The 16270-nt window shown below is 60.4% G+C and carries 13 protein-coding genes and 1 pseudogene; 2 read left to right on the top strand and 12 right to left on the bottom strand.

All coding sequences use genetic code 11. The features are described 5' to 3' along the window. Positions 1–30: 30 nt before the first annotated feature. Positions 31–1047 (top strand): helix-turn-helix domain-containing protein, encoded by a 1017-nt coding sequence (locus FHT87_RS07130; protein WP_183726687.1) that lies wholly within the window; start codon positions 31–33, stop codon positions 1045–1047. A gap of 270 nt (positions 1048–1317) precedes the next feature. On the opposite strand, the gene FHT87_RS07125 is transcribed toward FHT87_RS07130, so the two are convergent. From FHT87_RS07125 to FHT87_RS07085, 9 genes are all read right to left on the bottom strand, one after another. After that, on the bottom strand, positions 1318–2937 hold the full coding sequence (locus FHT87_RS07125) for a GMC family oxidoreductase (protein WP_183726685.1): 1620 nt from the start codon (positions 2935–2937) through the stop codon (positions 1318–1320). Further along, the gene (locus tag FHT87_RS07120; protein ID WP_183800550.1) at positions 2934–4463 is read right to left on the bottom strand and encodes an FGGY-family carbohydrate kinase; all 1530 of its coding nucleotides are present in this window, start codon (positions 4461–4463) and stop codon (positions 2934–2936) included. Before FHT87_RS07120 ends, FHT87_RS07125 begins: the two co-directional genes overlap by 4 nt. A gap of 32 nt (positions 4464–4495) precedes the next feature. Next, on the bottom strand, positions 4496–5338 hold the full coding sequence (locus tag FHT87_RS07115) for a class I fructose-bisphosphate aldolase (protein WP_246699571.1): 843 nt from the start codon (positions 5336–5338) through the stop codon (positions 4496–4498). After that, positions 5311–7059, bottom strand: coding sequence for a glycerol-3-phosphate dehydrogenase/oxidase (locus tag FHT87_RS07110; RefSeq protein ID WP_183800547.1), 1749 nt, complete (start codon positions 7057–7059; stop codon positions 5311–5313). The genes FHT87_RS07115 and FHT87_RS07110 overlap by 28 nt, the downstream gene beginning before the upstream one ends. 13 nt (positions 7060–7072) lie before the next feature. After that, a complete protein-coding gene (locus tag FHT87_RS07105) occupies positions 7073–8068 on the bottom strand; it encodes an aldo/keto reductase (protein ID WP_183726679.1) in 996 nt (331 codons plus the stop codon). Beyond that, positions 8065–9069: a sugar-binding transcriptional regulator gene (locus FHT87_RS07100; RefSeq protein ID WP_183726677.1), complete on the bottom strand. Its 1005-nt coding sequence runs from the start codon at positions 9067–9069 to the stop codon at positions 8065–8067. Before FHT87_RS07100 ends, FHT87_RS07105 begins: the two co-directional genes overlap by 4 nt. Position 9070: 1 nt before the next feature. Further along, on the bottom strand, positions 9071–10060 hold the full coding sequence (locus FHT87_RS07095) for an ABC transporter permease (protein WP_183800543.1): 990 nt from the start codon (positions 10058–10060) through the stop codon (positions 9071–9073). Positions 10061–10088: 28 nt separating this feature from the next. Then, complete coding sequence (locus tag FHT87_RS07090) at positions 10089–11633, bottom strand: sugar ABC transporter ATP-binding protein (RefSeq protein ID WP_183800540.1); 1545 nt, start codon at positions 11631–11633, stop codon at positions 10089–10091. A 72-nt stretch (positions 11634–11705) separates the two neighbouring features. After that, positions 11706–12737 (bottom strand): substrate-binding domain-containing protein, encoded by a 1032-nt coding sequence (locus tag FHT87_RS07085; RefSeq protein ID WP_183726671.1) that lies wholly within the window; start codon positions 12735–12737, stop codon positions 11706–11708. Between the two features lie 237 nt (positions 12738–12974). Here FHT87_RS07085 and FHT87_RS07080 point away from each other — a divergent pair. Then, positions 12975–13451, top strand: a pseudogene (locus tag FHT87_RS07080) (FAD-binding oxidoreductase); the annotation flags it as partial. Positions 13452–13660: 209 nt separating this feature from the next. On the opposite strand, the gene ugpC reads toward FHT87_RS07080, so the two are convergent. The 3 genes from ugpC to FHT87_RS07065 are packed head-to-tail and all read right to left on the bottom strand — an operon-like array spanning position 13661 to position 16268. After that, on the bottom strand, positions 13661–14758 hold the full coding sequence (gene ugpC / locus FHT87_RS07075; RefSeq protein ID WP_183800537.1) for a sn-glycerol-3-phosphate ABC transporter ATP-binding protein UgpC: 1098 nt from the start codon (positions 14756–14758) through the stop codon (positions 13661–13663). Between the two features lie 23 nt (positions 14759–14781). Continuing rightward, positions 14782–15162, bottom strand: a complete 381-nt coding sequence (locus tag FHT87_RS07070; protein WP_183726667.1) for a cupin domain-containing protein — start codon at positions 15160–15162, stop codon at positions 14782–14784. A gap of 14 nt (positions 15163–15176) precedes the next feature. Then, positions 15177–16268 (bottom strand): Gfo/Idh/MocA family oxidoreductase, encoded by a 1092-nt coding sequence (locus tag FHT87_RS07065; RefSeq protein WP_183726665.1) that lies wholly within the window; start codon positions 16266–16268, stop codon positions 15177–15179. Between the last annotated feature and the right edge of the window lie 2 nt (positions 16269–16270).

Genomic DNA, 16270 nt, shown 5'->3' with positions numbered 1-16270 from the left:
CTTAAGTCATTTTGTGTTGGGAGGCGCGAAGTGAACAAACATGCCGTAATTTCCACGGCCGATTACCGGCCCTCGGTCTTCCGCCAGCCCGACTCGGTCATGTATGCGAACAACTGCAAGGAACTGCAGGCCGCCGCCCGTCAGGGCGAGGTCGAGCTTCACGCCTGGACGCGCGGCAGCTATCCCGGCATTTCGCTCGGCGAGCGCCTGCCGGGCATCCGCACCGTCGGTTTCTGGGATGCGCGCCACAACCAGTCCTGGGGGCTCGACCGGCACTGCAACGAAGGCTTCAAGATTGCCTATCTCGCGCGCGGCAGCCTTGATTTGGTTGTGGACGAGCGGACCTACGCGCTCGAGCAGGGCCAGTTCATCGTCATCCGTCCGTGGCAATTGCATGCCATCGGCAATCCGACTGTCGGCCCCAGCCGGCTCCTGTGGATCATTCTCGACGCGGGCCTTCGTCGGCCGAGCGAGACGCCCGACTGGCCGGACTGGCTCGTCTTCTCCAGGGACGAGGCCGAACGGCTCGACGAGATCCTGACGCAGAACAACCAGCCGGTCTGGGACGGCGGGGCGGAACTCTGCCGCGCCTTCGAGGCGATCCCGTCCATCCTGCTCGACCGCAGCCCGGAGGATGGCGAGACGCGCCTGAAGGTGGCAATCAACGCGATGATGCTGAGCCTGATCGATCGGATGAACGAACAGGTTCCGACACTCAACCCCGATCTTTCGACCTCGCAACATACTGTCGCGATCTTTCTGCGCCGGCTGGCCTATGCACTTGAGGAAGAGTGGTCGCTGGAAAGCATGGCGGAGGAATGTGGGCTCTCGCGCACCCGCTTTTCTGACTACTGCAAGAAGCTTACTAACATGGCTCCTCGCCAGTACCTCCAGCATTTGCGGCTGGAGCACGCCTCGCGCCTCCTCCAGGAACCGCGCAACACCAGCGTCACTGAGATCGCATTGAGCTGCGGCTTCAGTTCGAGCCAGTATTTCTCGAACGCCTTCAAGAAACGGTACGGGCGCTCCCCAAGCAGCTACAGATAGAGGACTGCTTTCCGGCAGATGAAGACGGTCTGTAAAGTGATCCAGGGCGTTCGTGACCTTGGTGCGATGACCATCTCAGCAATGTTGTCAGTGCAACCCTTACACAACGCACGGCGATCTTATGGAAGTGGGCAAGGGTTGGAGGATTGCTGCATCGGTTTCAAAGGAAGTGCCGTTGATCGCCTTATGCGGCGAAAAACCGGCTGAAAAATTCTCTCGCGCTCACAGATCGATAGAGTGGCCTGCGCATCGTCTGGGAGACGCGTTTTCTCAATTGGCGATCATGTCTGCCGCTTTCTCAGCGATCATAATAGCTGGCGAATTGGTGTTGCCTGAGACAATGGTCGGCATGACAGACGCATCAACGACCCTCAGCCCCAAGACACCACGTAGGCGTAACTCTGGATCGACGACAGCATTGTCATCGCTTCCCATCCTGCACGTTCCAACGGGATGAAAAATGGTCGTTGCGATATCCCCTGCCCTTTGGATCAGTTCGTCATCGCTTTGAAACTCGACGCCTGGCAGCATTTCCTTGGGTTCAAATTGCGATATCGCCCTTGTCTGCATCAGCCTGCGCGCATGGCGTATCGATCTTGCGGCAATGATACGATCTCCAGCGGTCGAGAGATAATTTGGCCTTATCTCCGGTGCCGCCCATGCATCCGGCCCTGAGATATGCACGGTGCCTCTGCTTTCCGGGCGCAGGTTGCAAACCGACACCGTAACGGCCGGGTAGCGATGCAACGGTTCACCGAGCCTGTCAGTGCTGAGAGGCTGGACATGGTATTCGAGATCCGCGGTGGCCAAGCTCGGATCGCTCTTTGCAAAGATGCCCAGCTGGCTTGGCGCCATGGAAAGCGGGCCAGAGCGGCGAAGGGCATATTCCAAACCCATGCCTGCGCGTGAAAAGAGGTTGTGATAAAGCACGTTCAAGGTCTCTGCGCCTTCAATGCGGAAGACCGTGCGAATCTGAAGATGGTCTTGCAGGTTTTCGCCGACACCATTCAGCGAATGAATGACGTCAATTCCGGCCGGCTGCAGCACATCGGGCCTGCCGATCCCGGAGAGTTCCAAGATCTTCGGTGAATTAATAGCGCCGGCGGAAAGAATGACCTCGCGGCGGGCGCGCGCTTCATGCATCTTGCCGTTCGATCGAAACCGGACGCCAGTGGCGCGCCGGCCCTCGAACTGCAGCCTTTCCGTTTCGGCACCCGTCAAGACCCGCAGATTGGGCCGCTTCATAGCGGGGCGGAGAAACGCCTTGGTTGTATTCCAGCGCAGGCCACCGCGTTGATTCACTTCGAAATAGCCTGAGCCCTCATTGTCCCCGCTGTTGAAATCATCCGTCTTCGGGATGCCGAGTTCCTCGGCCGCATCTCGAAATGCGTCGAGAACGGGCCATGAGAGGCGCTGACGCTCGACGCGCCATTCGCCGCCCTGCCCGTGCATAGCCGTCTTGCCCCGGTAGTTGTCTTCGGATTTGAGGAAATAAGGCAGAACATCGTCCCAGCCCCACCCGGCATTGCCGGCCTGCCGCCATCCGTCATAATCGGCGGCTTGCCCACGCATATAGATCATGCCGTTGATGGAGGAACAGCCGCCCAGCAACTTGCCGCGTGGGTAAGGAAGCGAACGGCCGTTGAGGCCAGGCTCAGACGCCGTCCTCATCATCCAGTCCGTCCGCGGATTGCCCATGCAAAACAGGTATCCGATCGGAATATGAACCCAGTGATACCGGTCGCTGCCACCCGCCTCGAGCAACAGCACCCGGTTTGAAGGATTGGCGGACAGGCGGTTGGCCAACACGCATCCGGCCGACCCGGCGCCAACGATGATGAAGTCATAGGATCCGGCGTCCGCAATCGCCTCGCTCGAAGCCTTGCTCACTGTGTGGCTCCTGTGACTGGTTCGTTGCGGGAGGCGAGACGACGCCAGATCGGAGTCATCGCCGCGGCGATATCCAGGTAGATGCCGTAACGCCGTTCATAGTGGGCTTCCAGACGCGTGTCCGGAACGTAATGGCGCTCCATCCGCACCATCGCGGCCGCGCCGGCGGCAAAATCCGCGAATATGCCGGTGCCCGTTCCTGCGGTGATCGCTGCCCCGAGCGCCCCGGTCTCACGCGAGCGCGCGATCGATACCGGCAGACCCAGCGCGTCGGCAAATATCTGGGGCCAGATCGGGCTCCGAGAACCGCCGCCGGAAAGCACCGCTTCATTGAAGACGGCTCCCGCCCGGCGCATTGTCTCGATGTGCTGACGGTGACCGAAAGCAACGCCTTCGAGGACAGCGCGCACGAGATGTCCCCTCGTATGCCAGCCGCCAACGCCATAAAAGCCGGCTCGAGCATTGCCGTTCTGCTGCGCCCCATAGAGGAAGGGATGGTAAAGCGGATCATCCGCCGCCGGTTCGATCGCCGCGGCAAGGTCGCCGCAAAGATCGAAGGGAGAGCGGCCGCCGGTCGGAACGTCGGCAAAGAATTCCCGCACCAGCCATTCGAGATTTGCGGCCGAGGTGGCGCTCGATTCGATCGCCATATAGCGCTGCCGGTCGAAGGTGGAAGACATGAAGACCGGCGCAGCCAGCCGGGGCATGTCGATGATCAGCTGATTGATGCTCCAGGTTCCGGCTATGATTGAAGTGGCACCGGTGCGGGTAACCCCGGAACCGATGGCTGAGGCGACCACATCAAAGAGACCGCCAACGACAGGCGTTCCAACGGCAAGGCCCGTCTGAGCCGCAGCCTCCGCGGTGATATATCCCGCAATATCGGAGCTTTCGATGAGCGACGGCAATAGCTCCATGCAGTCACCAAGGCCATAGCCCTCCATCAACGTCCGATCGTAGCGGCGGGCGGCGACATCAAGCAGTCCGCAGCCGGTCATGTCGGACACCTCGCTTAACCGCATGCCGGTCAGGCGGTTGACGATGAAGTCCTTGCACAGGAAGATCGTACCGATCTTGGCGAAGGTTTCCGACCGGTGCCGCTTCAGCCAGGCAAGCAAGGTCGGCGTCTGAGAAGGCCATGGCCGCTGCTGTGCGATCGGATAGGTGCGATCCCCAACGCCCTGCGCCTGCCATTCCTCGACGAGAGCTGCAGCCCGCGTATCCAGCGACTGGATGCCGAGCAGCGGCTGGCCGTCAAGATCCAGGGCATAAAGTCCGTTTCCATGGCCGGCGCAACCGAGCGCGGCGATCTCGCTCGGTTGGATTTCTGCTTGCTCGATGCAGCTGCGAATGACATTGCACGCATTCGCCCAGAGTTCGTCGAGATCGCGTTCCACGTGCCCCGGGCATGGCATGCGGCTATGTCCCTCCGCCAACGCAGCGGCGATTTCATTGCCGGCGCGATCGAAGATCACCGCTTTGATAACGGTGTTACCGGCGTCGAGCCCCAATAGATATTCTGGCATCCGAACCCCTCCCAAGATTCCGCTTTTCACCCTCAGCCGCGCTGATAGAGCGCAAACGCTTCTTCGCCGCCGGCATCATCGTGCACGATTGCCATTAACCCGCGCACGACGGCGCTGGGATTAGCGTGCTGGTAGATGTTACGCCCGTAGACCATGCCCACGGCGCCCTGGCGCATCAAGGCCGCCGATTTGTCGAAGACACCCCGCAGATCCTCCTTACCGCCGCCGCGCACGAGAACCGGGCAGCGGGCCGTTTCCACGACGCGGTGAAAATCTTCGGCGTTGGTGGTCGGGTCCGCCTTGATGATATCCGCCCCCATCTCGCGAGCAAGCCGGGTCAAGGTCACGATCTTGCCGGCGTCGCCATCAACCATGTAGCCACCGGCCTTGTCGACAGGCTGCATGACAAGCGGCTCGATCATCAGCGGCATGCCATATCTGTCACAGTCGGCTCGAACGCGAGCGATGTTCTGCACGCATTGGCGGAAGAGGTCGGGCTCGTCCGGCAGCATGAACAGATTGACCACAATACAGGCCGCATCCATCTCGATGGCGCCGATCAAAGGCTGCTCCTCGTTCTGCAGCACCGCCCACATGTGCCGATGTCGTATACGGTTGTAGGGATTTCCCATATCGACGCGCATGACGAGAGCCGGTTTGTCTCTTCCTGCGACTTCCTGCAGCAAGTCTGCCTGGCCATAATTCATCTGGATCGCATCAGGCCCCGCATCGACGAGAGCCTTGACCACAGCTTGCATATCTTCGAGACCGCTGAGAAACGATGGTTCGTTGCAGACACCATGATCGATCGCCACGTCCAGGCAGCGGCCGCCACTAAACAGCCGGTTCATCCGGACTTTTCTGTTGCTTCGCATTCCATGCTCCTTTGTTCGTTCCGTTCGGAAAGGATCTTTTCTGTGACGCCGTGGCGCTCGCGCAAAAGCGTGAGAAAGCGTTCTCGCTCAACGCCACGCTGCGCAGGCGTCCAAGCCTTGTGCTCCGTCAGAAGATCGAGCACCGCATCCACCATCTGCTGCGAGAGGTTGCCTGATATGGCAAGCGTGGTACGTCTCAGCAGCAGATCATCCAGGTGCTCCGCCGCCTCGTTGCGGATAAGAAAGAGCAGTTCGCGCTTCGAATAATCGGGATGCGGCAAGGGCGCATCCGGCGCCATCGCAATGAAATCGGCGATCGCCTCCGCCTGTGTGCCGTAACGGCCGAAAAGCGTCGCCATGCGGCTGCCAGCAATTCCCTTTTTCGCAGCCATGCGAGCGATCCAGGCAGCACGATCCAGCGGAAACCGGCGCCCGCCGCCGATCGCGCGATCTGTCGTGGAGATGCGGCGTTCTTTGCCCAGCCGCTCCAATGCGAGATCGGCGGCCAGCTCGCCGAATGAACGAAAGGTCGTCCACTTGCCGCCAATCATGCATACGATCGATGGCCCGCCGTGGGCAGCATCCACGACCGTGCAGAAATGATCGCGCGGAATGCGACCGGTGAAGCTGTCCGTGCTGGCTGGCAGCGGCCGCACGCCCGAAAACTGGAAGCTGATCTCTTCCGGCCGGATATCAATGCCGGGGACAACGAACGACAGGGACTGCAGTATATAGTCGCGCTCGTCCGCTTCGCAGCGGACGGTATCGGGATCGGCGACGCGAATGTCGGTGGAGCCGACAAGCACCTTGCCCAGATAAGGAAACAGGATGCAAATCCGGCCATCTTCATTCTCGTAGTAGATCATGTGGCCTGAGAGCGCCTCGTAAAGCGCTGCATTGTCGATAATGAGATGAGATCCCTTGGTTCCACCCATCAGGGATGCCGGTCGTATGTCCGAGGTAAGGAGCGTGCCGTTGGTAATGTCGATCCATCCGCCAGTTGCATTGATGATGAGCGTGGGCTCGATCGTTGCCGAAGAGCCGGTTATGGTGTCGCGGACGAGATAGCGGCCTTCGCCGGCTGCCCGGATATCGCTGTAGTTCAGTGCCCGTGCCTCCGGTCCCGCCGATAAACCGTCCTCCAGCAGTTCGAAGCCAAGGCGTTCCGGATGGCTGACCCAGGCGTCGTAATAGGTCGCGGAACTCTTGATCTGGGGATTGAGCACCGGCCATTTCGCAAGCGTTGTGCGCCGCCCGCGAAACTGATGAGGCGGCATCATCGCCCGTTTGCGCGTGAGAAAGTCGTAGATGCTGAGCCCGGCCTTGATCGCCAGAGCACCGCGGCGGCTTGGTCGCCGGGTCAACCCGAGGAAGCGGACGAGACCGTTGCCGAGACCGGAAAACATGTCGAAGATCGGAACCGTCGTGGGCAGAGGCGCGACGTAATGCGGGGCGTTGCGCAACAGCCGGTCGCGCTCGGCCAGCGATTCCTGAACCAGCTTGAACTCGCCGTTCTCAAGATAGCGAAGGCCTCCGTGCACCATGCGAGACAGTGCAGCGCTCGCGCCGGAACAGTAGTCGTGCTTCTCGACCAGGAGCACATTGAGCCCCTGCAGCGCCAGCTCCCGGAAGACGCTGATGCCGTTGATACCGCCGCCAATGACACACACGTCCACCTTCGGGCTCTGGCGAAGCCCGTCCAAGGTCTCTTCACGATTCATGATGACGATCCGTTTACCTGTCCATGGCGGTCAGTTTTGCTGAAATAGCTGCATCGATGGCTGACTGGTCATTTGCATCCAGCCGTATGGTTCCGGCTCGGGCATTGTCGAGCGCCTGCGCTCTGTTGCGGGCGCCGCAAAGAGCAAAGGTGATACCCGGCTGGGCGAGCGTCCAGGCGATCACCGTCTGCGCGATGCTGGCCTGATGTTTGTCGGCAACCGGCCGGATCGCATCGGCAAAATCCATCACCTTTTCACGGTTTGCGACGGAAAAGCGCGGATTGTCGCGCCTTTGATCGTCGCCGGAAAACTTCCGTTCGGGGCCGATGGCGCCTGACAGAAGACCGAGCGCGAGCGATGAATAGCTGAGGGTCGAAACGCCGTTTGGTCGGGTCAACGGCAATAGATCGGCCTCGATCTCCCTGTCGATCATGCTGAACCGCTCCTGGATGGCATCCAGGCCGCCAGCGGAAATATAGGCTTCAAGATCGGCGGCGCTGACATTGCTGGCGCCGATCGCACGGATCTTACCGGATGTTTTCAGGTCTGCCAGCGCCCGCATCGTCTCCTCGATCGGCGTCGTCGGGTCCTGCCAGTGGGTGATGTAGAGATCGATATAGTCTGTATCGAGGCGCCGCAGGCTCGCTTCAACTTCATGAATGATCGCATCGCGGCCGAGATAGCGGTGAACCGGTCTGGCATCCTGTTCGAAGAAATATCTGCCCTTGTCCGTGTGCCAGACGAGGCCGCACTTGGTCGCAATGACGGCCTTGTCGCGACGGCCTGCAAGCGCCTTGCCGACGATCTCCTCGGATCGGCCGAGCCCGTAGGCCGGTGCGGTATCGATCAGCGTAACGCCGGCATCCAGCGACGCCTGGATTGCGATGATCGATTCCGCCTCATCCGTGCCTCCCCACATCCAGCCGCCAATCGCCCATGTTCCGAGGCCGACAGCCGAAGCGGTGATGCCCGACCTGCCGATCGCGCGTATCAACTGCTGCTCGCTCATGCGCGTTGTCCTTCACCGTTTGCCAGCGCCAGAACACGAGCACCGGTCGCTTCGTCGGTGACCAGCGTATCGAGATGATGACCGCGCATAACGCTGAGAATCGGACCTGCCTTGTTCCGACCGCTTGCCACACCAATCTTCGTCGGGATCGAGGCAAACTCCGGAAGGGTCAGCGAGACCAGTGATCGGTTGAGGCTGTAGTCACAGACACTGCCCCGGTCATCGAGCAGATGCGCGAGCAGCTCACAAGAGGCGCCGGAGCGCTCGATTGCTGCGCGGTCCGTGCTCGACGAGGGGTGCAGATCATAATAGCTGGAGTCATCGGAGAGAATGGAGCCGATGCCGACGACCGCCACCTTGGCCTCTCGCGCGCGCCTGAAGACATCGGCAACAGAACGCATGTTGATCAGCATGTCGCGCTCTGCAGCGCTATCGGCAAAGAGAGGTGCATGGATCTGGAACGAATGACCGCCGAGGCGGTCGGCCATCATAGTCGAAACATGATTTACGTCGGTGTAGTGCTTGCCCTGGACGCAGCCCGTCGCCGGAATGACCTCGACGTCGAAGCGGCGCGGCGGCTGGAGGCCGGCGACGACGGCGCTGACACCCTTGCCGCCGGTGATGCAGATCGTGTCACCGTCGGCAACGTGCTCAAGAAGCAGACGCGCTGCCGCTTCGCCAACCGTCTGCAACGTCGTTTGCGGATTGTCGGACACGGCCGGCACGACGATGGCGCGGCTGATGCCGCCAAGCGCCAGAAGCTGTTCTTCCATGTCCACCAGCGGCTCGACGGGGGATTTGATCTTGATCTCGACCAGGCCGAGCTGGCGGCCGCGCTTGATCAACCGGTTTACCGTGGCGTGCGAGATGCCGAGCTGATCGGCGATCTGTGCCTGTGTCAGACCTTCGAGGAAGTGCAGGACGAGAGCCTGGTGCATCTGGCGCGCGATGACGATTTCCTCGCGGGGCGCAGATGGAGATTTGAGTTTTGCAATCGGCATGTCACGCAGCCTTCCGCTTATGCAGGAAATGGTCGATGGAAACAGCAGTCAGCAGGATGCAGCCTTTGATCATATCCTGCCAATAGACGGAAACATTAAGCAGGATCAGCGAGCTTGTGACCACTGACAAGAGGGCGATACCGAGGATGGCGCCGAGGATCGTGCCGGAACCGCCGCTCAGGGACGCGCCGCCGATGACGGCTGCCGCGATGATATTGAGCTCCATTCCGACGCCAAAGGTGGGGGTCGCAGCACCAAACCGCGACATATAGATGACGCCCGCAACGCCCGACAGCGTGGCGCAGAGGACGGTGACCCAGAATTTTACCTGGCTGGTCTTGATGCCGGAATAGAGCGCCGCCTTCTCATTACTGCCGGTATAGAAAACCTTGCGGAAGGCTGTCGCACGGCGCAGCAGGAAGTCGAAGATGGTAACCACGGCGACGAAGATCAGGATGACGTAAGGTATCCCGTAAAGCGTTCCCTGCCCGACGGCTTTGAACGATGGCGGCAGAGTGAACAGCGAGAGCGGCGTTCCCTGCGTGATGATGAGGCAAAGGCCTCGCACGATCACCATGGCGGCCAGCGACGTGATGAAGTGATTGAGGCCGATGACGGTGACGAAGAAGCCCATGGCACAGCCGACCAGCGCGCTCGCAGCTATGCCGATCAGCGACGCGCTCCATGGATCCAGCCCCATCAGGAACAGCGATCCCGACAGAACCATCGAGAAGCAGACGACCGACCCAACGGACAGATCGATGCCACCGACGATCAGAAGGATCGTCATGCCGACGACGACGATGCCCTCCACCGAGAACGACATCAGCATGGCCCTGAAGTTGCCGAGCGTCAGAAAGTGCGGGGAGGCAAAGCTCATCAGAACGCAAAGCGCGAGAATGATGGCGATGAGCCCCGCTTCCCGCATGGTTGCGAACCGCCGCCAGGGAGAAGCGCGCCCCCTCGTCACCCCCAAAGCGTGATCTGTCATTGTCTTATCCCCCGTTTCTGCCTTTTCCTCAAACGGCATGCTCTGATGCCTTAGATGTCGTGAGCGGCTGCGCGCTGATGCCCGATGCGAGCCTCATGATGGCTTCCTCCGTCATCGCCGCCCCTTCGAGCTCGCCGGCGACAGTGCCCTCGCGGATGACGATCGCCCGGTCGCAGAGACCAAGGAGTTCCGGCAGTTCCGATGTGATGACGACGATGCCGATCCCGGAACGCGCGAGATCACGCAGTAGGCGATGAATTTCGGATTTCGCGCCGACGTCGATGCCGCGCGTCGGCTCGTCCATGAGGATCACCTTCGGGTCGATGGCCAGCTGTTTGGCGATCGCGACCTTCTGCTGATTGCCGCCGGAGAGCGACGAAACCGGCATGCCGATGCCGCCCATGCGGACGCCAAGACGACGCGCAAGATCCTGAGCGCGCTCAGCCTCCGTCTTTGCATTCAGGAGCCCGAAAGGCCCGGTCAATGACTTCAGATCGAGAGCGGCTATGTTCTGCGCGATTGACAGGTCGAGAAACACGCCGGAACCCTTGCGATCCTCGGAGAGGTAAACGACACCCGCCCGCACCGAATCCGCATAGGATGAAGCCGAGAGGGTATTGCCAAGCAGTTGAACATCGCCCTGCGTCGTACGTCGCAGTCCGCAAATACCCTCCGCGATCTCGGTCCGGCCGGAGCCTATCAGGCCGCCGATCCCGAGAATTTCACCTTTGCGCAGAATAAAGCTGATATCCCGAAAACGCTTGCCGTCGCCGAGATTGCGCACGGAAAGAATGCTTTCGCCGGTACGCTCCGCCTCGGACTGCTTTTCCGGATAAAGCTGCGTAATCTCGCGGCCGACCATGCGGCGCACCACATCTTCCGCCGTGATATCGGACACGCGGTCAGTCGAAACATATCGCCCGTCGCGAAAGACGGTGACGCGGTCGCAAAGGCTGAAGATCTCCGCCATGCGATGACTGATATAGACGATGGATATGCCGTGGGCTTTCAGGTCTTTGATGATGCCGAAGAGGACTTGGGCTTCCGCTTCGGTCAGCGCCGCCGTCGGCTCGTCAAAGATGAGGATGCGGCAGTCGAGGGTCAAAGCCTTGGCGATCTCGACAAGCTGCTGGCTGGAAATCGGCAGATCGCAGATCTTCTGGCTTACATCAATGGCAGCAAGACGATTCATAACAGCCTGCGCGTCGCGCTCCAGCCTGCCAAAATTCATGAGGGGCGACCGGCGCCGGTTCGTTGCCGCCATGAACATGTTCTCGGCAACGGTCGCATCCGGACAAAGTGCGATTTCCTGATGGACGAGCCCTATTCCCATAGACTGTGCGGCGGCTGGAGACGCGATCTTCGCGGGTGCGCCATCGATAAGGATGTCGCCTTCGTTGGGCTGCAGCACGCCGGCGATGATGTTCATAAGCGTCGACTTGCCTGCGCCGTTTTCACCGCAGAGCGCGTGCACCTCGCCTTTTTCAAGAGTGAATGCCACATCCGTCAGCGCCCTGATGGCGCCAAAACGTTTGCTGACATTGCGCATCTCCAAGACCGGTGGTCGCAGCATGGCATCCTCTCCCTCTGTTCCCTCGCATCGGCCGGCCGGGACCTCGTCATCCCGGCCGACGCTTTGCAAGGCTTACTCCTCGATGCCTTTCGTGCCACGGCGCTTCAGGTACTTGTCCCAGTAGAAGTCATCGGCATTATCGGCAGTGACGATCGACAGACCGTTGTCGACGAAGGGGATACTCATCGGGTTGAAGCCGACGCGCTTGGCGTCATTCATCGGATCGATAAGCTCCGGATGCTTGGCAAGCCACAGCAACATGAAGCCCATGTAGCCCTGCATGCCCTGGTTCGGGTTAATCGAGCCAAACACTTCGCCCGCCTTGATCATGTCGAGGATGTTGGCGTTGACGTCCGCACACATGACGAGGATTTTGCCGCCGCTTTCCTTATTGGCCTGGGCCGCGCCGATTGCCGAGTTTGCCTCGGGCATGAACACGGCGTTCAGGCTTGGATGCGCCTGCACCAGGCTCATCAGACCCTGATAGGCCTTGTTGGGGTCCTGGTTCGACGCAGCCCGGCCGACGAGCTTCATACCAGGATATTTTGTTTCCATACGAGCGATGAAAGCGGCGATGCGCTTATCGTGATTGTCCTGGCCTGGATTTTCCAGAACGGCATATTCACCCTTGCCACCAAGCTTCTCGGCGATCGCATCGGCAGCGTAGGTGCCTTCGCGCGTATTGTCCGAAGTGATGAAGGAAATGCGTTTGGAGAGCGGCGAGTCCGCCGCGAAAGTGACGACCGCCGTGCCCTGATCGATGGCGCGGTTGATCGGCTCGATGAACGGGTCGGAATTCATTGGATGGACGAGGATGCCTGCCGGATTTTGAGCGAGCGCCTGATCGAATGTGGCGATCTGCTTGTTGACGTCGTATTCCGGCGTGCCGGTATAGGCGGTTTCGCAACCCAACTGCCGCCCGGCCTGCTTGAACATTTCATAGACCGGGAACCAATATTCGACGCCCGAAACCATGACGTTCATGACGTATTTTTCACCCGGCTTACAGCGAAACGGATCCTCCGTTTCCGCCGCTGACGCAGCCGTGTTCAATGTCGCGACAGCCAAAACAGCCATCGCTGCCGTGCTCAAAAAATTGCGCAAAAGTTCCTCCTCGGGGCTCTCGCCCCTCCCAAAAGCCGACGGCCTATGCCGCGCCTTGTTCGTGAACCCGGACCTCCTCCTCGAGCCCCGGTAATCATAGTTAGACTGCAACAAGTCGAACTGTCAATATAATTCAAGGCATGAAATATATTTCATGGGTCTTCCTGCGATGCGGGATATTTCGTAGAGATACCTCGTTGCAGGCGGATATGCCCCACGGATGGCCCCAATGAACTGACGGCTCAGCAACTGCGATCCTCGCCGCAATTCCTGCCGATGGCGTTGGAAGATTCGCGCCTGGCGGGTTCGAAGGCTTGAAGAGCGGCCATGAGACGCTTGCCCCTGGCGGCTCGGCCGGCCGAGGCCGATGGAGCGCATTCGCAAACTCGATCCAGCGCCGGATCCGGTAACGATCCCCCAGACGCGTGAGCGCGCGCTGGAGCTCTTCCCGAATTGAAGAAGACGAAGATCACCGCGAACTGGGCCGGCTATATCGATTCCATATCGGATGGTGTGTCTGGGATCGGAGAAGCCGAAAGCCTGCCGGGCTTCATCCTCGTCGCCGGCTTTTCCGGCCACGGCTTCGACATCTGCCCCGGGGCAGGCCATCTGATTGCCGATATCGTGACGGGTGCGGGACCTATCGTCGATCCGAGGCCATATCGTCCCCGCCGCTTCAGGGCCTCGGCTTGGGGCAAGGTGGCTGAGTTTTGAGTTCGGTCCAATCACCCTGTGGACTTGAGACTCTGAGGTTCGCCTGCAGTTGTAGTCGAGTTGCAGTTGATGTGAGTAGAACCTGAGACCTCGTCAATTCGCCGTGTGGCGGCAGTTGAAGGGATATGCCCCCCGACCCGCAGCGACTGTCTGCGATAATCTATGGTACCGATCGAGGGACGCGCCAATCGTCAGAGCCTCGGCAAAACTCAAGGAAAACGTCTGCTTCGGGCGCCCACTTCGGGAAGACGCCTGCCCGTGGCGGCCGAAAACAGATGTTCGCCGGCCGCCCTCAAGGTGAAGCGGATGGTGTCGCCAGGCCTCACGGCAATTCGCTCGCGAAACAGCATATTGACGTTTTCTTCGCCGATCTGGGCGACAACCTGCGTCTCCGCACCCGTCGGTTCAACGACGACGATCTTTGCCGGCGTCCCCTGGTCGGCGATGAGGAACTGTTCCGGCCTGATGCCGTAGATGAGCTCTTCACCGGGACCGGCCGTCCCGGGATGCCGCGACAACGGTATGGCGACGCCGCTGTTCGTGCGGAAGATCGAAGGGGCGTCTGCCTGGATGCGGCCCTGGAGCAGGTTCATCGCCGGCATGCCGATGAAACCGGCGACGAAGGTGGTTGCCGGGTGATCATAGATCTCCAGCGGCGTTCCGATCTGCTCAACGATGCCATCGCGCATCACGACGATGCGGTCGGCCATGGTCATCGCCTCGGTCTGGTCATGGGTGACGTACACGGTCGTGATCTTCAACCGCTGGTGAAGCTCCTTGATCTCGGCGCGCATCGCCACGCGCAGCTTCGCGTCGAGATTGGAAAGCGGTTCGTCGAAGAGGAAGACTTCCGGATCGCGCACGATGGCCCGGCCCATGGCGACACGCTGGCGCTGGCCCCCGGAGAGATGGCGCGGATGACGGTCGAGATAGGGTTCCAGAGCCAGGATCTTCGCCGCGGACTGCACCCGGCGGCCGATTTCATCCTTGGAGGTGCCGCGCAGCTTCAGGGAAAAACCCATATTCTCGGCCACCGTCAGATGCGGATAGAGCGCATAACTCTGGAACACCATGGCAATGTCGCGCTCTTTCGACGGCAGGTCGTTGACCATGCGGCCGCCGATCGAAAGGCGACCGTCGGAGATTGTCTCCAGGCCGGCGATCATACGCAGCAATGTGGATTTGCCGCAGCCGGACGGCCCGACGAGCACGATGAATTCGCCGTCCTCGATGTCGACGTCGACGCCGTGGATGACGGACAGCGTGCCGTAGGATTTGCGGATATTGTGAAGCGCAATCGAAGCCATGATGTTTCCCCTTCAGACAGCATTCAGGCTGCGCCTTCGCCTTCATGATTGACCGCCGTGCGGGTGCCGGAGGAAAACATGATCAGGGCGAAAAGCGGTTCGGTACCGAGCGCGCGCGCCCAGTGCCTGATGTTGCGCGGAATGCGGATCGCATCGCCGGCTTCGAGCCGGTAAAGGGCGTCGCCGAGCTTGTGTTCGCAACTGCCGGAGACGACGTAGAGGATCTCCTCGCAGTCAGGATGCGAGTGCAGCTGGTTGCGCTCGCCGGGATTGATGCGGCAGGTGCCGAAGGTCATTTCGGCACCTGGCGTGCTGTCGCCGGTGATCTTCCAGTTAAGTTCGCCCCAGCTAGTCGGCATGAATTCGCCGCCGGCTTTCCTGAAAATGATGTCGGTCTCGCTCAAGACTGTGCCTCCGGTCAGAGATTGGAAGTGACGCCGGCATCTGTGCGTCTGTAGAATTCGAAGAGTTTCATGATCTCGCGGGCGATTTCGAGCGTGCCTCTCGTGATCTGCGTGCCAGCAAGGATCGCATCGGTTAGGTGCAGGATTTCGGGCACATAGCCGAGATAGAAGAGGTTGTTGTTATAAAGCTGGCCGAGCGAATGTTCGGGCTCATAGAACAGCGCCGCATTCTCGTCCGGCTGGATGAAGCTTGCGGCACGGCCGTATGACGGCAGGTCCGCCTTGCGGAAATAAGTCAGTCGGCTGCCGTTCTCGACGATGGCGTTGGCCCCCTCGCCGATAATCTCGACCCGCTCGAAAATGCTGCCGCCCGATTGGCCGGCGGCCAGATGCAGTGTGCCGATCGCGCCGGAGCGGAAGCGCAAGCTGGTGACGCTCGCCCCCGTCAGCGCTTCCCATTCATAACCAGCGCGTTCGATCTCGCCACCGAGGAAATTGAGGATCGCGCCCGGATGGTAGATGTGGTCGAGGAAGCTCTGCATCTTCACGAGATCGGCGCGGTTTTCCGGTCTCGGCAGGCTCTGGGGATAGCGGACATTGATCGAGGTCAGCCTGCCGAAGCCGGGCGAACCGATCAAATCTCTAAGTTTCTCGATTGTGGGGAAAAAGGTCTTCTTGAGACCGGTCATCACCATGCGGCCGGCCGCCACGCTTTCCGCCTGCAGCCTTTCGATATCGTCGATGCTTGCCGCCGTCGGCTTTTCCATCCAGACGTGAGCGCCTGATGCAAGCGCGTCGAGCGCCAGATCGGTGGCCTGTACCCGGCCGTCGTGATGATAGGCAGTGACGAGAAAGACCAGTTCCGGCTTTTCTCGTTCCAACATTTCGCGGTGATCGGTATAGGCTTTGCCGGCGCCGAAGAGCTTGGCGAATTTCTCGGCGCGACCGAGATCGAGATCGCAGATGGCGGCGAGTTCCACCGGTGCGTAGCGCAGCGCTGGATAGACATTTCGGTAGGCATGACCGCCGGCGCCGATGAAGCAGGCCTTGATGCGGTGATCGAATTCAAAATTGTAGCGGATTTCCCGCTGGACGTGATGCGACATGG

Origin of the sequence: Rhizobium sp. BK316 (assembly GCF_014193695.1) — a bacterium.
GTDB lineage: Bacteria > Pseudomonadota > Alphaproteobacteria > Rhizobiales > Rhizobiaceae > Rhizobium.
The sequence above is the reverse complement of the archived record's forward strand: the minus strand, read 5'-3'. Positions and strand labels throughout refer to the sequence as shown.

Bases quoted from the DNA above. Each gene is read 5' to 3' on its own strand.
- FHT87_RS07120 (WP_183800550.1), bottom strand. From the start codon at position 4,463: ATGCCAGAATATCTATTGGGGCTCGACGCCGGTAACACCGTTATCAAA.
- FHT87_RS07115 (WP_246699571.1), bottom strand. From the start codon at position 5,338: ATGCGAAGCAACAGAAAAGTCCGGATGAACCGGCTGTTTAGTGGCGGC.
- FHT87_RS07110 (WP_183800547.1), bottom strand. From the start codon at position 7,059: ATGAATCGTGAAGAGACCTTGGACGGGCTTCGCCAGAGCCCGAAGGTG.
- FHT87_RS07105 (WP_183726679.1), bottom strand. From the start codon at position 8,068: ATGAGCGAGCAGCAGTTGATACGCGCGATCGGCAGGTCGGGCATCACC.
- FHT87_RS07100 (WP_183726677.1), bottom strand. From the start codon at position 9,069: ATGCCGATTGCAAAACTCAAATCTCCATCTGCGCCCCGCGAGGAAATC.
- FHT87_RS07095 (WP_183800543.1), bottom strand. From the start codon at position 10,060: ATGACAGATCACGCTTTGGGGGTGACGAGGGGGCGCGCTTCTCCCTGG.
- FHT87_RS07090 (WP_183800540.1), bottom strand. From the start codon at position 11,633: ATGCTGCGACCACCGGTCTTGGAGATGCGCAATGTCAGCAAACGTTTT.
- ugpC (WP_183800537.1), bottom strand. From the start codon at position 14,758: ATGGCTTCGATTGCGCTTCACAATATCCGCAAATCCTACGGCACGCTG.
- FHT87_RS07065 (WP_183726665.1), bottom strand. From the start codon at position 16,268: ATGTCGCATCACGTCCAGCGGGAAATCCGCTACAATTTTGAATTCGAT.